The sequence below is a fragment of the Streptomyces sp. NPDC044704 genome (assembly GCF_056433525.1).
On the sequence record NZ_JBWKGY010000005.1, the window covers coordinates 357,541 to 379,800 of the forward strand.

23 protein-coding genes are annotated in these 22,260 nt (G+C 73.4%); 6 read left to right on the forward strand and 17 right to left on the reverse strand.

Translation table 11 applies throughout. The annotated features are described in order from the left end of the window. The gene (locus tag AC07B0_RS15500) at positions 1 to 2,079 is read left to right on the forward strand and encodes a PhoX family protein (RefSeq protein WP_478898363.1); all 2,079 of its coding nucleotides are present in this window, start codon (positions 1 to 3) and stop codon (positions 2,077 to 2,079) included. 59 nt (positions 2,080 to 2,138) lie between these two features. Here AC07B0_RS15500 and AC07B0_RS15505 read toward each other — a convergent pair whose 3' ends face one another. From AC07B0_RS15505 to AC07B0_RS15520, 4 genes are all read right to left on the reverse strand, one after another. Continuing rightward, a complete protein-coding gene (locus AC07B0_RS15505) occupies positions 2,139 to 3,389 on the reverse strand; it encodes a HAMP domain-containing sensor histidine kinase (protein WP_356873447.1) in 1,251 nt (416 codons plus the stop codon). Next, the gene (locus AC07B0_RS15510; protein ID WP_478864099.1) at positions 3,377 to 4,111 is read right to left on the reverse strand and encodes a hypothetical protein; all 735 of its coding nucleotides are present in this window, start codon (positions 4,109 to 4,111) and stop codon (positions 3,377 to 3,379) included. Before AC07B0_RS15510 ends, AC07B0_RS15505 begins: the two co-directional genes overlap by 13 nt. Before the next feature lie 722 nt (positions 4,112 to 4,833). Then, a complete protein-coding gene (locus tag AC07B0_RS15515; protein ID WP_469377269.1) occupies positions 4,834 to 6,825 on the reverse strand; it encodes an FUSC family protein in 1,992 nt (663 codons plus the stop codon). A gap of 71 nt (positions 6,826 to 6,896) precedes the next feature. Continuing rightward, a complete protein-coding gene (locus AC07B0_RS15520; RefSeq protein ID WP_356873453.1) occupies positions 6,897 to 7,724 on the reverse strand; it encodes a hypothetical protein in 828 nt (275 codons plus the stop codon). A 161-nt stretch (positions 7,725 to 7,885) separates the two neighbouring features. Between AC07B0_RS15520 and AC07B0_RS15525 the strand changes: the two genes are divergently transcribed. Then, positions 7,886 to 8,296, forward strand: a complete 411-nt coding sequence (locus AC07B0_RS15525; protein WP_356873455.1) for a hypothetical protein — start codon at positions 7,886 to 7,888, stop codon at positions 8,294 to 8,296. A 116-nt stretch (positions 8,297 to 8,412) separates the two neighbouring features. Here AC07B0_RS15525 and AC07B0_RS15530 read toward each other — a convergent pair whose 3' ends face one another. The 6 genes from AC07B0_RS15530 to AC07B0_RS15555 form a co-directional block, all read right to left on the reverse strand. After that, on the reverse strand, positions 8,413 to 8,595 hold the full coding sequence (locus AC07B0_RS15530) for a hypothetical protein (RefSeq protein WP_356873457.1): 183 nt from the start codon (positions 8,593 to 8,595) through the stop codon (positions 8,413 to 8,415). A gap of 59 nt (positions 8,596 to 8,654) precedes the next feature. After that, complete coding sequence (locus tag AC07B0_RS15535; RefSeq protein ID WP_356873459.1) at positions 8,655 to 9,005, reverse strand: hypothetical protein; 351 nt, start codon at positions 9,003 to 9,005, stop codon at positions 8,655 to 8,657. Between the two features lie 115 nt (positions 9,006 to 9,120). Next, positions 9,121 to 10,182 carry a PucR family transcriptional regulator gene (locus tag AC07B0_RS15540; protein WP_469377272.1) on the reverse strand — a complete coding sequence of 354 codons (1,062 nt, stop codon included), beginning with the start codon at positions 10,180 to 10,182 and terminating at the stop codon, positions 9,121 to 9,123. A gap of 164 nt (positions 10,183 to 10,346) precedes the next feature. Next, entirely contained in the window at positions 10,347 to 10,592 is a 246-nt protein-coding gene (locus tag AC07B0_RS15545) for a hypothetical protein (protein WP_467298058.1), read from the reverse strand. Positions 10,593 to 10,664: 72 nt separating this feature from the next. Next, positions 10,665 to 11,420, reverse strand: a complete 756-nt coding sequence (locus AC07B0_RS15550) for a CbtA family protein (protein WP_469377274.1) — start codon at positions 11,418 to 11,420, stop codon at positions 10,665 to 10,667. A gap of 46 nt (positions 11,421 to 11,466) precedes the next feature. Beyond that, entirely contained in the window at positions 11,467 to 11,682 is a 216-nt protein-coding gene (locus AC07B0_RS15555; RefSeq protein WP_356873467.1) for a CbtB domain-containing protein, read from the reverse strand. A 240-nt stretch (positions 11,683 to 11,922) separates the two neighbouring features. Here AC07B0_RS15555 and AC07B0_RS15560 point away from each other — a divergent pair, with 240 nt between their 5' ends. Further along, entirely contained in the window at positions 11,923 to 12,375 is a 453-nt protein-coding gene (locus AC07B0_RS15560; RefSeq protein ID WP_469377276.1) for a histidine phosphatase family protein, read from the forward strand. 62 nt (positions 12,376 to 12,437) lie between these two features. On the opposite strand, the gene pucL is transcribed toward AC07B0_RS15560, so the two are convergent. Together pucL and AC07B0_RS15570 are read right to left on the reverse strand one after the other, a co-directional pair. Further along, positions 12,438 to 13,355 (reverse strand): factor-independent urate hydroxylase, encoded by a 918-nt coding sequence (gene pucL, locus AC07B0_RS15565; protein ID WP_356873470.1) that lies wholly within the window; start codon positions 13,353 to 13,355, stop codon positions 12,438 to 12,440. 282 nt (positions 13,356 to 13,637) lie between these two features. Further along, positions 13,638 to 14,987 carry an aminotransferase class III-fold pyridoxal phosphate-dependent enzyme gene (locus AC07B0_RS15570; protein WP_478898366.1) on the reverse strand — a complete coding sequence of 450 codons (1,350 nt, stop codon included), beginning with the start codon at positions 14,985 to 14,987 and terminating at the stop codon, positions 13,638 to 13,640. Positions 14,988 to 15,399: 412 nt separating this feature from the next. Between AC07B0_RS15570 and AC07B0_RS15575 the strand changes: the two genes are divergently transcribed. Beyond that, positions 15,400 to 15,831 carry an ATP-binding protein gene (locus tag AC07B0_RS15575; protein ID WP_478898368.1) on the forward strand — a complete coding sequence of 144 codons (432 nt, stop codon included), beginning with the start codon at positions 15,400 to 15,402 and terminating at the stop codon, positions 15,829 to 15,831. Between the two features lie 64 nt (positions 15,832 to 15,895). Here the strand turns inward: AC07B0_RS15575 and AC07B0_RS15580 are convergent, their stop codons facing one another. From AC07B0_RS15580 to AC07B0_RS15590, 3 genes are all read right to left on the reverse strand, one after another. Further along, on the reverse strand, positions 15,896 to 16,693 hold the full coding sequence (locus tag AC07B0_RS15580; protein ID WP_467298066.1) for a SigB/SigF/SigG family RNA polymerase sigma factor: 798 nt from the start codon (positions 16,691 to 16,693) through the stop codon (positions 15,896 to 15,898). A 166-nt stretch (positions 16,694 to 16,859) separates the two neighbouring features. Then, the gene (locus AC07B0_RS15585; RefSeq protein WP_356873478.1) at positions 16,860 to 17,708 is read right to left on the reverse strand and encodes a PaaX family transcriptional regulator C-terminal domain-containing protein; all 849 of its coding nucleotides are present in this window, start codon (positions 17,706 to 17,708) and stop codon (positions 16,860 to 16,862) included. A gap of 62 nt (positions 17,709 to 17,770) precedes the next feature. After that, complete coding sequence (locus tag AC07B0_RS15590; RefSeq protein ID WP_478898370.1) at positions 17,771 to 18,379, reverse strand: GNAT family N-acetyltransferase; 609 nt, start codon at positions 18,377 to 18,379, stop codon at positions 17,771 to 17,773. 92 nt (positions 18,380 to 18,471) lie between these two features. Between AC07B0_RS15590 and AC07B0_RS15595 the strand changes: the two genes are divergently transcribed. Further along, positions 18,472 to 19,476 carry an alpha/beta hydrolase family protein gene (locus tag AC07B0_RS15595; RefSeq protein ID WP_478898372.1) on the forward strand — a complete coding sequence of 335 codons (1,005 nt, stop codon included), beginning with the start codon at positions 18,472 to 18,474 and terminating at the stop codon, positions 19,474 to 19,476. Positions 19,477 to 19,495: 19 nt separating this feature from the next. Here the strand turns inward: AC07B0_RS15595 and AC07B0_RS15600 are convergent, their stop codons facing one another. After that, positions 19,496 to 20,929, reverse strand: a complete 1,434-nt coding sequence (locus tag AC07B0_RS15600; protein WP_478898374.1) for a DHA2 family efflux MFS transporter permease subunit — start codon at positions 20,927 to 20,929, stop codon at positions 19,496 to 19,498. A gap of 180 nt (positions 20,930 to 21,109) precedes the next feature. Between AC07B0_RS15600 and AC07B0_RS15605 the strand changes: the two genes are divergently transcribed. Beyond that, entirely contained in the window at positions 21,110 to 21,502 is a 393-nt protein-coding gene (locus AC07B0_RS15605) for a TOBE domain-containing protein (RefSeq protein WP_356873486.1), read from the forward strand. Between the two features lie 76 nt (positions 21,503 to 21,578). Here AC07B0_RS15605 and AC07B0_RS15610 read toward each other — a convergent pair whose 3' ends face one another. Continuing rightward, the gene (locus AC07B0_RS15610; RefSeq protein ID WP_478898376.1) at positions 21,579 to 22,259 is read right to left on the reverse strand and encodes a TetR/AcrR family transcriptional regulator; all 681 of its coding nucleotides are present in this window, start codon (positions 22,257 to 22,259) and stop codon (positions 21,579 to 21,581) included. Position 22,260: the final 1 nt, after the last annotated feature.

Here is a 22,260-nt window from a genome sequence, read left to right on the forward strand (position 1 = left end):
GTGCGCAAGCTCCTGCCGCTCATCGGCAACCCGCATGGGAGCGGCCGTTCCGCTCTCACCTGCCGCTACCGCTGTGGCTACGCCTGCTTCCACGAGGTGCCCAACACCAGTGACAACGAGTACGCGGGCGATGTCATAGCCCGTGCCTACTCCCGTCGCTCGATGCTCCGCTCCGCCGCCGTCGTCACGGTCGCGACCGCCGCCGGCACGGCCGTCACCCTCGGGGCGGGCGGCGGCCAGACCGCCAACGCCACCCCGTCGGCCGAGGCCCAGCACGGCGGCGGCGAGGCCGCCCGCGGCCTGCGGTTCGCGTCGGTCGCGCCGAACACCAACGACAAGGTCACCGTCCCCACGGGCTACGAGCAGAACGTCGTCATCCGCTGGGGCGAGCCGATCGTCAAGGGCGCCCCGGCGTTCAACGCCGACCGGCAGACCGCCGCCGCCCAGGCCGGACAGTTCGGCTACAACAACGACTTCCTGAGCCTGCTCCCGCTCGGCGGCGACTACGAGCGCCAGCAGCTCCTCGTGGCCAACCACGAGTACACCGACGAGATCCTCATGTTCAAGGGCTACGACCCGGCGAACCCGACCCGCGAGCAGGTCGAGATCGCCTGGGCCGCGCACGGCCTGTCCGTGGTAGTCGTCCAGGAGGACCACCGCAGCGGCAAGCTGACCGCGGTCTCCCGCCACCAGCTGAACCGCCGCCTGACGGCCACCAGCGAGTTCCGGATGACCGGCCCGGCCGCCGGCGGCGCCCTGCTCAAGACCTCCGCCGACCCGACCGGCAAGAAGGTCCTCGGCACCCTCAACAACTGTGCCGGCGGCACCACCCCGTGGGGCACCACCCTCCACGGCGAGGAGAACTTCAACCAGTACTTCGGCAACGCCGGCCTGGTCACCGACCCCACACAGTCCGCCCGCCTGAAGCGCTACGGCGTGACCGCCGGTGCCACCGAGCGCAAGTGGGAGCGGTTCGACAAGCGCTTCGACGTGGCCCAGGAGCCCAACGAGTCCCACCGCTTCGGCTGGGTCGTCGAGCTGGACCCGTACGACCCCAACTCCGTGCCGCGCAAGCGCACCGCGCTCGGCCGCTTCAAGCACGAGGCCGCACAGCCCCGCCTGACCGAGGACGGCCGTCCGGTCGTCTACATGGGCGACGACGAGCGCTTCGACTACTTCTACAAGTTCGTCTCGTCGAAGCAGATGAAGAAGGGCAACTCGCGCGCGGCCAAGGAGCACAACCTCACGCTGCTCGACGAGGGCACCCTCTACGTCGCCAAGCTCACCGGTGACTCCCCGGCCGACCAGTTCGACGGCTCGGGCAAGCTGCCCGCCGACGGCGAGTTCGACGGTTCCGGCGTCTGGATCAAGCTCGCCACCGGCAACGTCTCGCACGTCGAGGGCATGACGGCGGAAGAGGTCTACGTCTTCACGCGCCAGGCCGCGGACAAGGTCGGCGCGACCAAGATGGACCGCCCCGAGGACGTCGAGCCGTCTCCGCGCACCGGCCGCGTGTACGTCGCGCTGACCAACAACACCGACCGCGGCAAGCCCGGCAAGGAAGGCGCCACCGAGCCCAACCCGCGCAACGCGAACAAGCACGGCCAGATCCTGGAGCTCGCCGAGAACTTCGACGACCCGGCGGGCGACGGCTTCGCCTGGCGGCTGTTCCTGGTCGCGGGCGACCCGAACGACCCGGCCACCTACTTCGCCGGTTTCCCGAAGGACAAGGTCAGCCCGATCTCCTGCCCGGACAACGTGGCCTTCGACCCGCACGGCAACCTGTGGATCTCCACGGACGGCAACCAGCTCGGCTCCCACGACGGCCTGTTCGGCGTCGCGACCGCCGGTGACCGCCGTGGTGAGCTGAAGCAGTTCCTGACCGTCCCGCGCGGCGCCGAGACCTGCGGCCCGCTCATCCAGGACAAGCGGGTCCTCGTGGCGGTCCAGCACCCGGGCGAGATCGACGGCGCGTCCGTCGAGAAGCCGCAGTCGGTGTGGCCCGACGGACCGGGCAAGATCGTCCGGCCCGCCGTGGTGTCCGTGTGGCGCAAGGACGGCCGCAACATCGGCGTCTGACGGCCCGAGTTGATCCGTGAGCGGGGTCGTGTTTCACGTGAAACACGACCCCGCCGCGTTCAACTCCCCTCCGCCAGACGCCCCACCGGCAGCCGGAGCGTGCTCACGGCACCTCCGTCGGGGGCGTTGGAGAAGGTCAGCGAGACCTCCAGCACCGCTGCCTGGCCGACGGCGATCGTCAGCCCCAGCCCGTGGCCCCGGCCCCGTCCGGGGTCCCCGGTGCGGAAGCGTTGCGGACCCTGCTCGATCAGCTCGTCCGGGTAGCCGGAGCCGTGGTCGCGGATCACCACCACCGGCCCCTCGACCGTCACCTCGACCGGCGGCCGCCCGTGCTTGTGGGCGTTGACCAGCAGGTTGGCCACGATCCGGTCCAGCCGTCGCCGGTCGGTGAGCACCACCGAGTCCCGCACCACCTCGACCGAGGCGGCCAGACCGGTCCCGGCGACGGCCCGTTCGACAGCCCGGCCCAGCTCCACCCGGGACAGTTCCGCCCGCTCCACCCCGGAGTCCAGCCGGGAGATCTCCAGCAGGTCCTCCGTGAGCAGGTGCAGGGCCTTGAGCCGGTCGTTGATCATCTCCTTCGGGCGGCCCTCCGGGAGCAGGGCGGCGGCGGCCAGCGAACCGGTCAGCGGGGTGCGCAGTTCGTGCGCGACGTCGGCCGTGAACCTCTTCTCGGCCTCCAGCCGGTCCTGGAGCGAGCCGGCCATCAGGTCCAGGGCCTGGGCCACGTCCCGCACCTCGTCGCGGTGGCGGGAGTCGTCCCCGCGGACGGGGAGACCCACCCGGGCGTCCAGGTCACCGGCGCTGATCCGGCGGGCCACGGCCGCCGCCGTCGCCAGCCTGCGGCTGATCCGGTCGGCCAGGAACAGACCGGCCAGGGCCACCACGCCGGCGGCGAGGGCCGAGGACGCGAGGATCGCGGCGTCGATGTCGCGGAGCCGGTCGCGGGTGCCCTCGTACGGGATCCAGACCGCGAGGGCCTTCTTGTCGGCGGGCCCCGCGCCCCACATGACCGGCTCGCCCCGCAGTTCGCCGACCATGCTGCCGGTCTGCCCGCGCGCGACGAGATCGCGCAGCGGTACGGGCAGGGCGGGCGGATCGAGGGCGACCGCGATGTCACCGTGCGCGGTGCCGTACTCGTAGTGGCCGAGGGCGTGGTCGAGGTCCCGGTACACGTCCTTGCGGACCTCCCCGGAGATCTGCCGGGCGACCACGTTGTGCACCAGCACCCCCAGCACGGCGGCGACCGCGCAGCACACCAGGGTGGTCGTCAGCGCGATCTTCCAGCGCAGACTGCTCAGCGCGCGCATCGTGACCGGTCCTCGCCGAGGGGGGTGTCCGTGAGACCGGCGCACTCGTCGAGGGTGAGCTGCGACAGGTTCATGATCCCGGCGTCCGGGTCCCACACGTAGTCGGAGACGGAGATGTAGTCCGGGTTCGAAGTCGGCTCCCGTACCGCGAGGTGCTCGGCGGCCACCTCCACCCCCTCCAGGACCCCGCGGCGGGACAGGATCCGGGTGATGTCGCCGTCCGCCCCCACGGTGTAGACGCGCAGCTCGCTGAGCCGGCCGTCGATGTCGAGGGCGGTGATCAGCTCCTCCTTGCCGTTGCCGGTCATGTCGTGCAGGACCGGGGGCCGCACGGGGCAGTCCGGGCCGCCGTCCGGGGCCTCCGTGCACAGCGCGACCCGCTGTACCGCCCGCGGGTCGACCAGGCGGCCCGTCCCGCCGTCCTGGGCGGTGGCGGCGGTGACGTCGGCGCGTACGACGTCCACCGCGTTCACGCCGCGCATGCTGCCGGTGGTGACCTTGGGCAGGCCCGGCACGACCGCGGCCGTACCCGGCGACTGGCCCGGGGCGGGGGGCTCGGGGCGGATGTCCCGCCACAGGCTCTGGGGGGAGTGGACGGTGCCGAGGTCGCCCGCGTCCTGGAGGCCCTCCACGTCGGCGCACCCGGCGGTGACCGCGAGGAACACGGCGACGGCCGGGAGGCGGGAGCCGTGGGGGCGGCGCCGCGGAGGGGAGGGCCTCATGCCCCGATGCTCCCCCCACGTCCGCCCCCGGGCCCGAGCGGTGACCCGTTGGAGTGACCCCTCCCACCGCGCGGACCCCCTCCCCGCTCCCGGAACCACAGCGACGCCGACCGGCTGCCTACCCCCGCCCCACGGCCTGCCGCTGCGCGGGGCGTTCCCCCACCCACCCTTCCCCCGTTCCCGCCTCAACGCCGACGCGACAGCAAAGCCCCCGGGGCCTCCGCCCCAAACCCCCACGCCTCAAACGCCGGCGGGTCTGAAGCGGTCCGGGATGCCGGGGCTCCGCCCTGCACACGGCGCGCCAAACACAGCCAGAACCGGAGTGACCGAACGGGGCCAGGCCCCTGGGGCTCCGCCCCAGCCCCCGCGCCTCAAACGCCGCCGAGGCTGGATATGGCCAGGATCAGCACCGCGAGGCCCCGTTAGGCCGGCCAGGCCTGGGCAGTGGGGCTGAGGAGGCTACGGGCCAGGGAACGGTCCCGGGCCGGGGGCGGGGACGGGGTGGGGGGTCGGCCGGGGCTCAAACGTGATTTGTTGGCGCCCTGTCCCGCCCGGCAAAAGGGACCCGGAACAGGCGCCATAAATCATGCCCGCCCCGGACGACCCCCCACCCCGGCCCCGACCCCGGCCCACCGCAGCCCCCCACCGGCCCCGACCCCGGCCCCACCCGCAGCCCCCCACCACGGGAACGGCCCCGCCCGCAGCCCCGGCGGGCCGGGGCGTTACGGGGACGGGTGGGCGATGGCTCGGGCTGCGGCTATTTCGTGGTGGACCGGGGAGAGGACGCTGGAGGGGGGCGGCCCCGGGGGGACGTCCACGCGGATCGGGGTCACACTGCCGCGGACGCCCTCGGAGAGGGAGCGCAGCTCCCGGGTCAGGCTCTCGACGTCCTCCGCGGCAGGCGGCTCCGCCCCGTGGTTGACCCGGACCCGAGCGGCCGTCGTCGCGTCGACGATCCGCTCCACGGCGACCACCAACGGCCACCACGCCGCCGCCCGCGCCCCCGTGGGCGGCGGCTCGGTCAACGCCCGCTGGAACTCGCTCCGCACCCCGGACAGCTCCCGGTAGATCCGGCGCCGGGCATGGAGCCGGGCCTGCCGGGCGGCCCGCGCGGCCGCCTCGTCGGCGACGGGCGCGAACGCCCGTTCCAGGTACCGCGCCGCGTCGTCGACGGAGTCCGCGAGCCGGTCTCCGAGCCGGGTGCGCCAGCTCTCGGGCCACAGCAGGTAGCCGGCGACCAGAGTGATGGCACAGCCGATCAGGCTGTCGAGCAGCCGGGGCCGGATGAGGTCGAAGCCCTGGTGGTTGAGCAGGTCGGACAGCAGCAGGATCACGGGGGTGATCGCGGCGGTCTGGAAGGCGTACCCCTTCGCGGAGAACCACGGGATCAGCGCGGCGAGCACGAACATCACCGGTACGTCCCACCACCCCCGCGGCACCTCGGAGAGCACCGCGGCGGCGAGCACCAGCCCGGCCGCGGTGCCGAGCGCGCGCAGCAGGGCGCGGGAGAACACGGAGCCGAAGTCCGGCTTGAGGACGAAAGTGACGGTCAGGGCGACCCAGTAGGAGCGTTCGACCTCGACGACGGACACCAGCGACTGGGCGAGGCCGATGCACAGGGCGAGCCGGAGCCCGTACCGCCAGGAGGCGGAGGACAGCATCATGTCGCGCACGGCCCGCCGGGCCCGCACGCGCAGGGCGGCGGGCCGGCCGAGCCGGTCGTCGACGTTGCGCATGTCGGGGTCGGTGACGTGCACGATGGCCGCCGCGTGCCGCAGCGCGGAGTCGATGGCCCGTTCGGACTGGCTGTGCGGGGACGGGAGGTCGAGCACGGGGGTTCCGGTGCGGCCCTCCTCGACGGCCGCGGCCAGTTCCCGTACGGCCGCCGGGACCTCGGGCGGCAGCGCCCGCCCGCGCAGGTGGGCGGCGGGGGCGGCCTCGACGAGCGGGATGAGCACGTTCAGCTGCGCGAGCATCCGCACCAGGGAGGGGCTGCGTCCGTGGACGCGCGCGCGGCGGCCCAGCACCAGGTCGTACGCGTGGTTCAGGGCGAGGGTGAGGTCTCGGCGGCGGTCCTCGTACGCGGATCCGCCCGCGGCCTCCAGGCTGTCGGCCAGGGCCCGGTAGGCGGACGCGACGGCGGTCCGTTCCGGCCGGCGGCCGCGCAGGGGCCAGCCCAGCAGGGTCAGGGCCAGGACGAACAGCCCGCCGGCGGCGAGCAGCAGAGGCGCCGTCCACCAGGGTTGCGGCAGGGGCAGCCCGGCGCCGACGACGGCGTTGAGCAGGAGCAGCAGTCCGGACACGGAGGCGACCGTGCCGATCGAGGAGATCATGCCGGAGACGAGGGCGATCAGGGTGAGGACGCCGACGGCCAGCCAGCCGCGTCCGAAGACGAGGGTGCCGAGGGCCACTCCGACGGCGCCGAAGAGCTGCGGGACGGCGATGTTGAGGACGCGCATCCGGTAGGCGTCGGCGGTGTCGCCGATCACCCCGGACAGGGCTCCCATGGAGACGAGCGCGCCGTATTCGGGTTCGTCCAGGGCGAAGCCGACGGCCAGCGGGACGGAGAGGGCGACCCCGGCGCGCAGGACGGCGGCCCAGGGGACGGGGGCGGTGGTCGGCCGCAGGCCGGCGAGCAGCCAGGCGGGGGGTGTCAGCGGATTCGGCCGGGGCCGCCCGGACGGTATGTGCTCGGTGCGTCGTTCGGTGGTCATTCCGCTTCCGTGTCGCCGCTCGCGAATCGGTTCTTCTGGGGAGTTCTGCGGAGGATGGGTACGTTCCGAGCTTATGGGGTGCGGCGTAGCCGACCCGTCAGCCATGCGCCGAGTGCCGCGGCGAGGCCGACGGCGAGCAGGATCCAGGCGGCGGTCCGCAGGTACGCGGTGAGGGCGTCGTAGACCGCGGCGGCGGCGGGCCGGTCGACGTCGGCGGGCAGGTCGTCGAGGGCGAGGCGGCGGCAGAGGCTCACCGCGATCCACAGCAGCACGGCTCCGACGGCGACCCCGATGCCGGTGGCGAGGACGGCGTGCCGGCGCCGGACGGCGACGGCGATGGCCGCCGCGGCGAGCACCAGCGTCAGCAGGGGGAGCCAGACACCGGCGATCTGGAGCATGTGGAAGCCCTTCCGGAGCGCGGCGAGGTTGTCGTACTCCATGACCTTCACGGACAGGTGGGTCTCGGGGATGCGGTCGGCGAAGGGCACCTCGTCCCCGACCAGTTCGCTCTTGACCTGCGCGATCACGGGGGCGAGGTCGATGGTGAGGGCGTCGCCGTGGCCGGTGGTGAGGGCGTTGAGGAAGGCGGCGTGGGCGGCGCGGTTCGCGGCGTCCCAGGCGGTCCGGTAGGCGGTGGTTCCGGCGAAGGAGCGCAGGGCCTCCGCGATCAGGGCGTCCACTCCGCCCTGGAAGGGGCCGGCGTCGATCTGTCCGGCGAGGGCGCGTCCGGCCTGGGTGACGACGACCTCCTGGACGGCGGGGTCCTCGGCGAGGGGGGACATGGCCGCCGTGTAGCGGCCGGCGTCGCTCAGCTCGTGGTCGGCCCAGTACGCGACGGCGCTCGCGGGGACGAGCAGGGTCACGAGGACGATGAGGGCCGCCGAGAGGAAGGTGCGCACGTCACCAGGGAAAGGCGGGGCGCGGGGCGGCGCCACCGTTGTTGCTGCGAGTGGGTGGCGTGCTCCGGCCGTCGCGGGTTTCCCCTGGTCCGGCCGGGTGATCCACTTGCCGGTCGGGGGTGGCGGGTGTGCTCTGGAGGATGGAAGAGAGGAGCCCCGCCATGGCACATGCGGCACCTACCGTCTCCCGGCGGCACCGCCCGGCGAGGTCGGCCGACGCCCACCACGTCAGCAAGAGCGCCCTGCTCCGTCCCCTGCTGGCCGGCCTCGTGTACGGGGTGTGGGCGGCCTTCATCAAGCGCCAGATGGGCCCGGTCGACGCGGGCAACGTCTTCTACGGGATCCTGTGCGGCGTCATCTTCGCCGCGATCATGTTCGCCCTCGCCCGGGTGGGCCCCCGGCTCAAGCGGGAGGTGCACGCCGCCGCGTACGGCGCCTTCCTCGGCATCGCCGCGGGCTATCTGCACAGCCTGACCAACGAATCCGTGCTGCGTGCCACCGCGGTGGGGCTCTTCGTCGGCATCGGCGTGGGACTCGTCGCCTTCTACCGCTACTACACGCGCGAGCCCTGATCCGGCGGCCGCTCCGCCCGGGCCCCTGAGCCCCCGGGCGCCAGGCTTCTCCCGGTCCGTCGGTCCGGCGCCCGCGTTGCTTCCGGCGGGCGCCGGACCGGCCGCGCCGGCCGGGGTTACGCGGCCGTATCGGGCGTCGCCACGGGCTGCTGGTGTTCGCTCTCGGACTTGGCCTGGGCTTGGGCCTCGGCGCTCACGGCCTGCGGTGCGGGCCGTTCCGGCTGCCGCGCGGGCGGGGTGAAGCGGGCGGCCTCGGCGCGGAGCATGGCGTTCAGGGCGGCGTAGGGGTCGATGGGCATGGCGGAACCTCACGGTGGTTCGAGGGGAGTGTGGGGGTGCGCGCTGCTGCTCGGCCAGCTCAGCAGCGCAGGACCACACTCCGAACCGCCCTCAGCGAGGTGGCCGGTCCGGTCGTCCCGTACGAGGTGACCCGGGACCTCCCGCCCGTGTGTTTCACGTGAAACACCTCGGGGGGCAGCTGCCGTACCGCCGGCAGCGCGCGGGACTGCGCCCGCAGGGCGGCTCGGGACTCGGGGTCCGAGGCCGGATCCGACTGCCCCTCGGTGGGTTCGGCCGGGGCGGTGGAGGCGGGGCGGGACTCGGCCACCGTCGCCGCCGCGGGACCGGCGCCGAACAGGCACAGCAGTACGACGCAGGCCACTGTCAGGACCCTCGCCGGCACCGCTCGTGCGAATCGCGCACCGCTCATGCCCCGCTTTGTGCCCCGACACACCGGAGGACTCCCCGCCGGAGCCCGAGAAGCCCCCGACCGGGGGACGAAGACACCCCCGTCGGCAGACAGGCGGCAGCGGCGCTACCGGCCGCTACAGCGGGCGGGCAGGCCAGTCCAGCAGCCGTGCCCCGATCGCCGCCGTCTGGAGGGTGTACCGGTCCACCGGGTCCCCGGGGTCGGCCCCCGTCAGCCGGTGGATCCGCTCCAGCCGGTACGTCAGGGCCCTTACGCTCAGGCCCAGTCGGCGGGCGGCCTCCGCCGATACGCACCCCGAGTCGAAGTAGGCGGTGAGCGTGTCCAGCAGCGGTCCGGCCCCGCCCCGGCCGGCCCGGAGCGGGCCCAGCACGCTGACCACCAGATCGGCCATCGCCGCCCGGTCCCGGGCCAGTACGGGGAAGACCAGCAGGTCGGCGGAGTGCAGCACGGGCCCTTCGAGGCCGAGCCGGTCCGCGAGGTCGAGCGCGCCGAGGGCCTCCTCGTACGAGGTCACGACCCCGCCCGTGCCCGGGTGGGGCCGGCCGATGCCGACGAGGCCGCCCGCGGAGGCGGTCGCGCGGGCCTGCTGGGCGAAGTGGGCGAGCACGTCGTTCCGGTCGCCCGGTGTCACGAGGATCAGCCGGCCGTCCTTGGTGGCGAGGAGGAAGGCCGTGTTCCCGAACCGTTCGGTCAGGGCCAGTTCCATCTGCCGGATCGCGGGCCCGGTGTCCTCGTACGCCTCGGGGCCGCGGGCGACGGCGACCGCGTGCTCGTGCGCCGGGTGCAGTCCGAAGCGTGCCGCGCGCTCGCCGAGGCGGCCGGGGTCGCCGCGTCCGAGCAGCAGGTCGTCGATGAACTCCCGGCGGACGGCTTCCTCCTGGCGGACCGCCAGGACGAGGGCCCGCTCGTACCCCTCGGCGAAGGCGTCGACGCTCTGCTCCACCGCCGCCATCACGTGGTCCGGGGTGACCCGGCCGCCGAGCGCCGTCCGGGTGGCGGCGAGGTGGGCGCCGACCAGGCCCCGCAGGCCGAAGCCTGCTTCGGCCGCCTTCTCGCCGAGCTCCCGGCGGGCGTCGAGTTCGTCCCGCCCCGGGAGGCGGCCGGTGCCCGTGACGCCTTCGAGGATCCGTACGTACCCGGTCAGATACTCCTCGGGTATGTCCTGCCCAGACGTCACACCAGCCCCCGCGTTTCACTCGAAACCCCCATTCTCACCCGACGGGAGGGGTGCCTTCCCGGGGACGGCCCGGGAGGTCGGGTAGGGACCGGGTCCGGGCCCTGGAAGCCGGACCGGACTTCTGAACCAGCGCTTCGGCGGCGGTGACGACTCCTTCGAATAGCTCACACCACGACGAAGACCACCGCCGCCGCCCCCATGAGCGCGGCGGCGAGGTGCATCGCGGGATGGCCGTGGTCACCGAACCAGAGCTGGCGGGCGAGGCCGCCGAGCGCGGCCAGGGCGGTGATGACGCCGATCTGGGCGAGCAGGGTGGCGGCGGTGAAGGGGGCCAGGAGCAGGAGTAAGGAGTTCAGCCAGAACGGGGTGGCGCCGGTCCAGCCCCGCCATTCCCAGATCGCGGTATGCATGTCCCGGCTCCCACCCTCAGCACCCTCGGCACGCGCGCATCGTCCGCACCACGGGTGTCACGCGTGACTCGCTCAACTCGTCGGCTGTACAGCCTCCTTGGGTGCGGCGGTCGGGGCAATAGCGCGTTCGGCTAGAAACGCGAAGGCCAGGCCGAAAGTCGCCCACAGGGTGGTCTGGATGGCCAGCGAGGCCAGCCTGAAGTCCCAGATCAGCGCGGCCGGGAAGCCCTCGGGGATCTCGTTGATCCCGGGCAGCAGGGCGTACGAGAGGCCGACTGCCGCGATGAACGCGAGCCCGGCGACGACCGAGGCGTTCCAGTTGCCGAGACCGGGCGCCAGGCGCCGGCCCAGGATCAGCGCGCCCGCCGCCAGCAGCGCGCTCAGGGCGATCATCAGGAGGTAGAGGGCGGTGCGCCGGGCGGCGGTGTCGGGGTCTCCCACGGCCGGCGGGTTGGCGGGGTATTTGAAGAACGGCACCAGGGTGACGACGACGAAGAGGGCGCCGGTGACGAGGGTGGCCGTGGCCCGGGTGCCGAAGCGCCCGATGCGGCCCAGGGCGTAGCAGAAGACGAGCGCGGCGATGCCGCCGAGCGCGACGGCGAACAGCAGGACGCCGGTGCCGAGACCGGCCGTGGCCTGGAGGGCCCGGCTGACCGGCGGTTCGTCGCCGTGGTCGTGGCCCACGGCGGCGCCGGCCTCTTCGATGGCGATCGCCGCGTCCACCTTGGACTCGCCGAGGAGGTAGGCGACGAGGAACGCGGCGACGCCGGCGAGCAGACCGGCGAGCATGCCCCGGACGAGCAGGACGCGGGGGGAGATGGGGTTCACGTGGGTTCCCTTGCGCGGGTGGGGACGGCTGATCAGCGGGAGGTGATCAGTGGCAGGGGAAGCCGAGCAGGTGGCGGCCGTCGTGCAGCCACTCGTGGATGGTCTCGCCCTCGAAGAGGGCGGTGGCGCCCTGCTCGACGCCGACGAAGTAGAGCAGTACGAGGGTCAGCACGCCCGCGAAGACGGCCCAGGGGGCCAGTGCGGAGAGGGAGATCGGGGTGATCGCGGCGGGAGCCGTCGTGGGTACGGCGGAGTGAGCCATGGCAGAACCTCCAGGGGGAACACGCGTCCCGGTCAGTGGTGCTCGAACCGAAGGTGGCGGGTCTGACTTCTCCCCTCCATCGTGCGAGGGGATTCACAGTGGCGCGACCGTGCCGGAGTTTCACCGGTGCTTCCGTCATACCTTCGTCATGTCGTCGAGAACGTACCGCGCGGGTGGCCGGAACGCCACGGCGCGCACGCGCCCTCTCGCGCGCTGGTCGGAGCGCCCTACGCTCCCCCCATGCCCTCCGTACGCGTGCACCTGACCACCCCGCCGCTCGGCCCGGACGCCCGTCAGGGCCGGTTCGGACACGGGGATCCCTGCCCGGGACACGAGGGCCTGGCCGGGCCCGCCACGGGCGCGTGGGCCGGGCGGACCCTGGAGGAGGTCGCCGCCGAGGACCCGCAGGCCGTCCGGAGCTGGCTCACCGACCCGGAGTACGCGCCTCCGGGCGGTGGGGAGTCCGTGGCCGCCCTGATCGCCCGCACCGGGGCCCACCTGGCCGCCCTGGAACCCGGCCGGCACCACGCCGTGGTCGCGCAGGCCGTCGTACGGGCGGCCGTGGTCGCGGCGCTGGAGCTGCCGGCCGCCGCGTTCTGGCGCCTCGACGTCCGGCCGGACACCGTCACCACCCTCAGCGGGCGCGCCGGCCGCTGGAACCTCCTGGTGGGCCGGGACCGGGACCCGGAGTAGCCCGGGCAGCGCCACGGCCCGGACCCCGCGACGCGGTCCGGGCCGTGGCGACCGAAGGGGGCCTAGGCGACGATCCAGTCGGACGTGGCGATCACCGGCTGCACGCCGTCACGGTGGATGGTGCCCTCGATCAGGCCGTACATCCGGTCCGCCGCGAAGTAGACCTCGTTGTCGTTCTTGAGGCCGAAGGGCTCCAGGTCGACGAGGAAGTGGTGCTTGTTGGGGAGGTTCAGCCGGACCTCGTTGACCTTCGGGCAGTTGTCGAGCACCCGCTCGGCCATCTGGTTCAGGGTCTGCTGGAGCGAGTAGGAGTACGTCTCGGCGAAGGCTTCCAGCATGTGCTTGCGGACCTTCTTGTACGACTGGTCCCAGTCGTACTGCGGGTCGTCGGCGGCCAGCGCCGAATGCGCCCAGCGCGAGGTGACCTTGGTCGCCAGGATGCGGTCGTACGCCTCCTGGAGGGTCGTGTACTTGTCCTTGATGTAGCCGTGGAACTCGGAGTTCGTCGAGTTCATCACCGTCAGGTCCTTCAGACCCGAGATGACCTGGAGACCCGTGGTCTCGCTGTAGGTGATCTGCGCGGTGCGCACCTCCTGGCCCTTGCGGACGAAGGAGTGCTGCTCCTTGCGCGTCGGGACCGGGATGCGGTCCCAGACGTACTCCTCGATGCGGATCTGCGCCTCGCGGATCGGCTGCTGGGAGGAGACGAAGTGCTTGGCGAGCAGGATGCCGAAGGCCTCGGGGGAGGCGATGCCGTGCTCCTTGCCGAAGGCGTACACCGTGTTCTTGGTGGTGTCGGTCGGCAGGCAGTTGGCGTTGTCGCCGGTCAGGTGGACGTCGCGGAACTCACCACGGAGCGCGACCGAGACGTTGAGGTCGCGGATCTCGTGCCAGGAACCGTCGTTGCCCTTGCGGGTGACCTTGACGATGCGGTTCTCGGCCTTGCCGTACTGGTTCTGCGCCAGGACGTGCTTGCTCATGCTGTCTTCCTTCGGGTCTCGGGAACACGGAGTCCGGTTGTCTGGATCCCGTACGCCCGGCGTCCAGCGCCCGCCCGTTGAAGGACGTCCCGCTCCCCGCCGTTCGGCCCCGTGGGGCCGCCCCGGGACTGACGTGCATCCCGGTCCGTAGGTGCTTGGGCCCGCAGGTGTCGTTCGCTGCGGTTCCTGCACGGATTGCAGCATGTGTACGGCGGGTTAACCACCGCGCGAATCATCCGAACACCGGCACCCACGGATTGGGCGACCCCACAAACCCGCAGGTCAGACCATGTGTGCGTCGGCGACGCTGAGGGCCTCGTCAAGGATTCCGAGGCCCTTCGCCACGTCCTGGGCGGAGATGTTGCAGGGCGGGGCGACGTGGATCCGGTTCCCGGCGGTCAGCGGCCACAGGCCGCCCTTCTTGCAGGCCGCCCCGAACTCCGCCATCGGCGCGTTGTCGCCGCCGGAGGCGTTGTACGGGACCAGCGGCTCGCGGGTCTCCCGGTCGCGGACGAGTTCCAGGGCCCAGAAGGTGCCCATGCCGCGCACCTCGCCGACCGACGGGTGCCGCTCGGCGAGCGCCCGCAGGCCCGGACCGAGCAGTTCCGAGCCGGTGCGGGCGGACTGCTCGACGATGCCCTCCTCCGCCATCGTGTTGACCGTCGCGACGGCGGCGGCGCAGGCCAGGACGTGACCGGAGTACGTCAGACCGCCCGGGTAGGGCCGGCGGGCGAAGGTCTCGGCGATGGCGGCGGAGATGGCGACACCGCCGAGCGGCACGTACCCGCTGGTGATGCCCTTGGCGAAGCAGAGGAGGTCGGGGGTGACGTCCCAGTGCTCGGCGGCGAACCACTTACCGGTGCGCCCGAAACCGACCATGATCTCGTCCAGGATGAACACGATCCCGTAGCGGTCGCACAGCTCGCGCACGCCCGCGAGGTAGCCGGGAGGCGGGACGAGCACGCCGGGGGCGCCGCCGACGGTCTCCAGGATGATCGCGGCGATGGACTGCGGGCCCTCGAAGACGATGGTGTCCTCCAGGTGGCGCAGGGCGCGCGCGGACTCCTCGGCCTCGTTCGCCGCGTGGAACGGCGAGCGGTACAGGAACGGTCCCCAGAAGTGGACGACACCGGCGGTCGCGCTGTCGTTGCCGAAGCGGCGCGCGTCACCGGTCAGGTTGATCGCGGTGGACGTGGCGCCGTGGTACGACCGGTAGGCGGACATGACCTTGGGCCGGCCGGTGTGCAGCCGGGCCATCCGTACGGCGTTCTCCACGGCCTCGGCGCCCGCGTTCGTGAAGAAGATCTTGTCGAGGTCGCCGGGGGTGCGCTCGGCGATCAGCCGGGCCGCCTCGGAACGGACGTCCACGGCGAGACCGGGGGCGACGGTACAGAGCTTGGCGGCCTGCTCCGCGATGGCGGCGGCGACCTTGGGGTGCTGGTAGCCGATGTTGGTGTAGACGAGCGCACTGGAGAAGTCGAGGTAACGGTTGCCCTGGTAGTCCCAGAAGTACGAGCCCTCCGCCCCGGCCACGGCGAGCGGGTCGATGAGCTCCTGCGCCGACCAGGAATGGAAGACGTGCTTCCGGTCGGCGTCTTTCACTGAGGCGAGGGCAGCGGCTTCTGCGTTCATGTACCGAGGGTAGTTGTCCAGGATGTGGACCCCGGGGTGCCTCCGGTCCGGCGTGGCCGGAGCTTCGGGGCGGGGCGCTGACTTGACGGATCGCGGGCCCGGGCCTCGCCCCGGCGGCGGACGGCGGCCTACTTTCACGGCAGCCGCTCCACGGGGGAGACCGGTGGAACGTCCACGACGGGACCCTTCGCTCACCGCCAGGGAGCGAAGGGTTCTTCGTGCCGTTCGGCGCCCCCTTCGCCGCGGATCTTCCTGCTCCACGCCCTCTTTGTGCCCATTCGGGACTGATTTTCGGCGCTCGGCCGGTACGACGGGCGGCCCCGGCGTGTTCTCGTGGAGCAAAGCATGGGATTGTCCGAGGCGGGGCCGGGTAGGTGCGGCGCCGAGGGGCAGGGCGGAGACGGGAGAGCCGGTGGCGGAGCAGACGCGGAGGCTCGTCCTGGGCGGCGCCACGACCGGGGTCGTGACCCGGTGCCGGGACTTCACTCGCAGGGCCCTCGACGACTGGCTGTGGCCGGACGGTGCGGAGGAGACGGAGGATGCCCTCCTGCTGGTGTCCGAGGCGGTCACGAACGCCTGCCTGCACGCGGGCGGGCCGCGTGAACTGGTCCTCCGGCACAGCCCCGGACGGCTGCGGGTCGAGGTCAGCGACGACAGCGACGAGCCGCCGCGCGCGCGGCCGGCGGAAGTCCGGTCGCGTCCCGGAGGACACGGGCTGATCCTGCTGGCGCGGCTCGCGAAGGGCTGGGGCTGGGAACCTTCGGCGGACGGCCGGACCGGCAAGACGGTCTGGCTGGAGGTCACCGCCCCGGGACCGGCCCCCGAGCCCGGTCCGGGCGGCTGACGCGCCGGGCACGCATCTACCGCGCTACGCGTCCGTTCCGCCGGCTACGCGCATGTGAGCCGGGCTACGCGTCCGTGAGGAGGCCGCCGCGCAGGCGGGTCAGGGTGCGGTTCAGCAGCCGGGAGACGTGCATCTGGGACAGGCCCAGCCGGTCCCCGATCTCGGACTGGGTCAGTTCCTGCCCGAACCGCAGCGCCAGCAGCGCCCGCTCCCGGTCGGGCAGCCCGGCCAACATCGGCTTGAGGGACTCCAGGCACTCGATCGTGTCGTACGCCGGCTCCTCCTCGCCGAGCGAGGCCCGCTCGGCGACCGGGTCGCGTTCGGTGTCCTCGGGCGCCGGGGCGTCCAGCGAGCGGGCGGAGTAGGCGCGGGCCGCCTTCTGGCCCTCCGAGAACTCCTCCGGCGTGACGTGCAGCCGCTCGGCCATCTCCGCGTCCGTGGGCTCGCGCCCGAGGTCCTGTTCGAGCGCGTCGTGCACCTTGGCGGAGTCGATCCGCAGCTCCTGGAGCCGGCGGGGGACCTTCACGGCCCAGCTCGTGTCGCGGAAGAACCTCTTGATCTCGCCGGTGATGGTCGGCATCGCGAAGGTGGTGAACTCGACCCCGCGCTCGGGGTCGAACCGGTTGATGGCCTTGATCAGGCCGATCGTGCCGACCTGGACGATGTCCTCCATCGGCTCGCTCCGGCCCCGGAAGCGCCGGGCGGCGTACTTCACCAGGCTCAGGTTCAGCTCGACGAGGGTGTTGCGGACGTACGAGTACTCCGCCGTGCCCTCGTCGAGCGCGGCCAGCCGCTGGAACAGGGCCACCGAGAGGGCCCGGGCTTCGTGCGTTCCGACGTCGGTGAGGTCTGTACGGTCCATCGCTCTGCGCTCTCCTCCGACGGTGTGGTCCCGTGGGCGGGGCCGTCGTCCTGCGCGGTCGCTGTCCAGGGGGATATACCCGCCTGAACCGCTGGATACCCGCATATTTTTTCGACACGGCATGCCGTTTCACGTGAAACAACGGGCTGACCAGCAGCGACACGACCTACGGCGGGGGCGTGACCGCCTCGGCATAGAGCCGGAACAGGCGCGGGCCGTCCGGGTCCGCGGCCGACCGGAGCCGGGCCCAGGCCGTAGCCGCCGCCGCGCGCGCCACAGCGCCCGGCCACGGGTCCGGCAGCAGCTCGGGCGGCAGGAGCGGGTCCGGGAGCATGGCCTCCCCGAAGGCGGCCGCCAGGGTCACCGCGTGGGCGAGAGGGGCCCCCGGGCCGTCGGCGGGACCGGGGCCCGGGGAGCCCGCGGCGAGGGCGTGCAGGGCCGCGTACCGCCCCGCGATCTCCTCCAGCGGCCACAGCCGGGCCGCCAGGGCCACCGGATCGGTGGTTCCGCCCACCGTGAGGTCCCGGCTGCTCAGGCAGGTCAGCCCGTCGCTGACGCCCAGTTCCGCCGCGCGGGCCCGTACGTACGCGCCGATGTCGTTCGGGGTGACGTACAGCCCGCCCTGCACGGGGGCGGCGCCGAGCGCGGTCAGGGTGTCCCGCAGTGCGTCCCGGGCGGTCCGGGCCGATTCCGGGACGGCGAAGGCGTACAGGTGCCAGACCCCGTCCCACGGCTCCAGCCCGCCGTCCTGCCGGTAGGCGTGCCGGACGAAGTCCACCTCGGGGACCAGTGGCAGACCGGCCGCCGCCGCGTCCGCCGCCCCCGTGAGCCGCAGTACGGCCCGCCGGCCGCGGCCCTCCTGCGTGAAGCGGCCCTCCGCCGCGAGCCGCTTCACGCACAGCCGCACCTGCTGGTCGGTCATGCCGAGCGCGGCCGCGACCTCGTACAGCTCTGCGGCGTCCACGGAACCGTCCTCGCGGACCAGCGCGTGCACCACGAGCCGCGTCGGAACCACGGGCCCCGCCACGGCACCGGGCCCCTCCACTGGCCCGGTCGTTTCCACCGGTCGTCCCGCGCTCATCGGGCCGCCACCGCCTTGTGCATCGTCGTCACGGCTCCGAAGCCCAGCACGTCCCGCAGCCACGGCGTGCGCCGCACCCGCGCGGCCGTGAACCCGCGCCGCTCGTACAGGGCCCGGGCGCGGGGGTTCTCGGCGATCACGTCCAGCCGGATCCGTCGGCAGCCCCGTTCGGCCGCCACCTCCTCGATCCCGTCGAGGAGCAGCCCGCCGATGCCCCGCCCGCGCGCCGCGGGATCCACGGCGATGCCGTCCATGACGAGCTCGCCACGGGCCGGGGTGCGCTCCAGCAGCGCCAGCAGGAACACCCGGTACAGGCCCCTGACCTGCCCGTACTGGGCCCTGACGGCGGCCGCGTCGCCGCCTACGAGGCCCCGTCCGGCGAGCTGGTAGCCGGCCACCCCGAGCACGCGGCCGTCCTCGGCCAGGGCGGTCAGGGCTCGGTCCCGGTGCAGGTGGGCGGCGATGAACCGGCGCCCCGCCGCGGCCGGGCCCAGCGCGGCGCCCAGTTTCCGGCCGAAGGCCTCCCAGTACAGCTCGGCCACCCGCTCCTCGGCGCCCTCGGGCACCCCTGGCCGCACCCGGGTGCGGCCGCTCTCCGTCGTCATGGGCACAAGCGTAATACGTTCATTGACGCTACGATCGTTTTCTGAATGATAGATACTGTGAGCCGACCGGGACCGACCGAGAAGGAGGGGCCATGCGCAAGGCCTTGACCGTCACCCTGGCCGCCGTCGTCCTCGTGGCCGCCGCCCTCACGGGCGTCGTGCTCTGGCAGAACAGCTACGACCTGCGCGAACAGCGGGTCACGGTCCCGGCCGGCGGCCGGGAGCTGCCGGGGGTGCTGGCCACCCCCGACACCGGCTCCGGCCCCTTCCCGCTCGTCGTGTTCGTGCACGGCGACGGGGAGGCGGACGCCACCCACGACGGCTTCTACCGGCCCTACTGGGAGGCCTTCGCCCGTGCCGGGTACGCCTCGCTGTCCCTCGACAAGCCCGCCGACTGGCTCTCCCAGTCCATGGACGACCGCGCCCGCGAGACGGCCGACGCCCTCGCCTGGGCCCGGACCCGCCCCGGGATCGACGGGGACCGGATCGGCCTGTGGGGCGCCAGCCAGGCCGGATGGGTGATGCCCAAGGTGGTGGCCCGGGTCCCGGCGCCGGGCGTGGCCTTCGTCATCGCGGTCGGCACGGCCGTCAACTGGCACCGCCAGGGCGAGTACCACCTGCGGTCCGAGCTGCGTGCCGAGGGCGCCGGCCCCGAACGCACCGCGGCCGCCCTGCGCGCCCGGGAGACCACCCTGGAGCTGCTGCGGCGCGGGGCGACGTACGCGGAGTACCGGTCCGGCCCGGACGCGGATCCGGACCTGAGCGCCGCCCGCTGGACGTTCATCAGCCGCAACCACACCGCCGACGCCCGCGCGGACCTGCGCGCGATGCCCCCGGTACCGGTGCTGCTGCTCTCCGGCGCCGACGACCTCAACGTGGACGGAGCCGAGACCGAGGCCGTCTACCGGGAGCTGCTCGCCCCCGGCACCCTCACCGTCCGCCGCTATCCCGCCGCCACCCACGCCCTCGTCCGCACCCCCGTCGAGCGCTCCTCCTGGCGGCTGACCCTGACGGCCCTGTTCGCCCCGCGGGCCCTGTTCCCGCCCGGCCTCCTCGCCGACCAGCGGGACTTCCTGGAGCAACGGCGGGGTGGGTAGGCCGTCGGATCGGTCCGTTTCAGCGGCGGGGCTGGAAGAGGGCCGGAACCAGGGAGGCCGCCATCAGGGCGACCACCCAGACGTAGGTCTCCCGGAAGGCCGCGGCCAGTGCGGGAGCCGAGGCGGCGCCGGCCTCGACCAGTCCCCCGGCCCCGGCCGCGGACGTGGTGAGCAGGACCGACAGCAGCGCCGTACCGGCGGAACCGGCGATCTGCGAGTTGATGTTGATCAGGGTGGAGGCCGCCGGTACCTGGGCGGCGGCGAAGCCCCGGGTGGCGCCGGTGACGGTCGGCATCATCGTCATGCCCGCCCCGGCCCCGGCCACGGTGAGCGCGCCGACCAGTTGCCAGTAGGGAGTGCCGGCGCCGAGCCGCAGGGTGAAGAGCCCGTACCCGAGGACCGCGAGCACGATCCCGGCCGGGACGACGCGCCCGGCGGGGATCCGGTCGGTCAGCCGGCTCGTGACCTGGAGGGCGACCCCCGTGGCGATCACCTGCGGCACGCCCAGCAGCCCGGACGCCGTCGCGCTTTCGCCCCGGACCAGCTGGTAGTACATCGGCACCAGCATCATCGCCCCGAAGTAGGCGCCGGCGAACAGGGCCAGGGTGCCGATCCCGCTGGCGAAGGCCCGCACCTTCAGCAGCCGCAGGTCCAGCAGCGGGGCACGGGTCGTCAGCGCCCGTAAGACGAAGCCCAGCACCAGGGCCGCCCCCACCACGGCCGGCACCAGCGCCCCGGCCGAGGAGAAGTCGCCGTGCTCGCCGCCGGTGGCCAGTCCGTAGATCAGCGCCGCGAGTCCGGTGGAGAGCAGCACCAGGCCGAGGACGTCGAGGCGGCCGGCCGCACCGACCGCCTCGCGGGGTAAGGTCCGCGCGGCGAGCACCAGGGCGAGGATGCCGACCGGCACGTTGATGAAGAAGATCCAGCGCCACGAGGCCGCGTCGACCAGCCAGCCGCCGAGCACCGGCCCGACCAGCGGTCCCACCAGTACGGGAAGGCCCAGCAGGCCCATCATCCGGCCCTTGTGCTCCGGGGCGGAGGCGTTCAGCACCATGGCCATCCCCAGCGGCACCAGCATGCCGCCGCCCAGCCCCTGGAGGACCCGGAAGGCGATCAGGGTCTCGATGGACCAGGCGAGGCCCGCCAGGGCCGAACCGACGCCGAACACGGCCATGGAGAGCATGTAGAGCCGCTTGGTGCCGAACCGGCCCGACGCCCAGGCGGTGACCGGGATGACGGCCGAGAGGGCCAGCGTGTAACCGGTCGCCGTCCACTGGAGGGTGGCGAGCGGGGCCTGGAAGTGCCGGGAGAGCCCTCCGAGGGCGACGCCCAGGACGGTGGTGTCAAGGACGATCATGAACGAGCCGAGGATCACCACCACCGCGATCGCCGTGGGGGACGGTTTCGGCTGGGAGGGGGCGGGTGCCCCGATGGCGGTCAGGGGCGTGTGCACGGTGTGCCTCCTCGTCGGTCCCGCAGGGGCGGCGCGGCCGCCCCTGGATCTCCGTACCACCCGAACACCCGGTACTCGGGCGGCGGTGGACGGCCGGTGTTTCACGTGAAACACCGGCCTCCGACACCGCGTTCACGGCCGGGGGCGGTGGCGGCGGGCCGACACCCTAGGCTGCGCTCCATGGAGTCCTACACGATCGGCCAGGCAGCCCGGCTGCTCGGCGTGAGCAGCGACACCGCACGCCGCTGGGCGGACGCGGGCCGCTTCCCCACCCGTCGCGAGGGCAACCGCCGCATCGTCGACGGGCCGGACCTGGCGGTGTTCTGCGTCGAGGTGGCCCAGGAGGGCGCCGAGGGCGAGGACGCCCCGTACACGTCGGCTCGCAACGCCTTCCCGGGGATCGTGACCGGGATCAAGCTGGGGACGGTCAGCGCGCAGGTGGAGATTCAGGCCGGCCCGCACCGGGTGGTGTCCCTGCTGACCCGGGAGGCCGTGGAGGAGCTGGGCCTCGCGGTCGGCATGCGCGCCACCGCCCGGGTGAAGTCGACCAGCGTCTTCGTCGACCGCACCTGACCGACCCGCGCGGAGACACCCGTCCGCGCGGGGAACACCGCCCCCGCCCGGACCCCCCGCCCCGACCCCGCCCCCGTCAGGCGTACGCCCCCGCGCGGGCCGCCGCCAGTGCCGCCAGTGCCGCGCGGTCGGCGGCGGCCTCGTCGAGGGGGGCGGCGGTGGTGAGGAAGCGGTAGTACAGCGGGGCGGAGACGGCCCGGATGACCTCGGAGGGGTCGGTGCCCGGCGGCAGTTCGCCCCGCTCGACGGCCTCCCGTACGCAGGGCGCCCATTCCGCGACGCGGACCTCGTAGAAGCGGTGCAGGGCCTCGGCCGTCCTCGGGTCGCTCGCGGCCGCCGCGATCACCGCCTTGAACAGGGGCCCCTGGCGGGGGTCGGTCAGCGTGCGCCGGACGAGGGCCGCGTTGGCCGTGAGGTCGTCGAGCAGGGAGCCCGTCTCGGTGCGGGGCAGCGACTGTTCGGCCATGTCCGTCAGCAGGTCGGCGACCAGTCCGGCGACCGTGCCCCAGCGGCGGTAGACGGTGGTCTTGCCGACGTCCGCGCGGCGGGCGATCTCTGCCAGGTCCAGAGCGTGGAAGCCCTGCTCGGCCAGGGTGTCCCCGGCCGCCCGGAGCACGGCCGCCCGGACCCGGGCCGTCCGGCCCCCGGGTCGCACGGTCCCCGGCTCGGCAGGTTCGGGTTCGGTGTCTCCCCCGGTCCCGGTGTTCCCCCCGGGCGCGCTCGACTCGGCCGGCTCGGCGGCATCACTCGAAGCCATA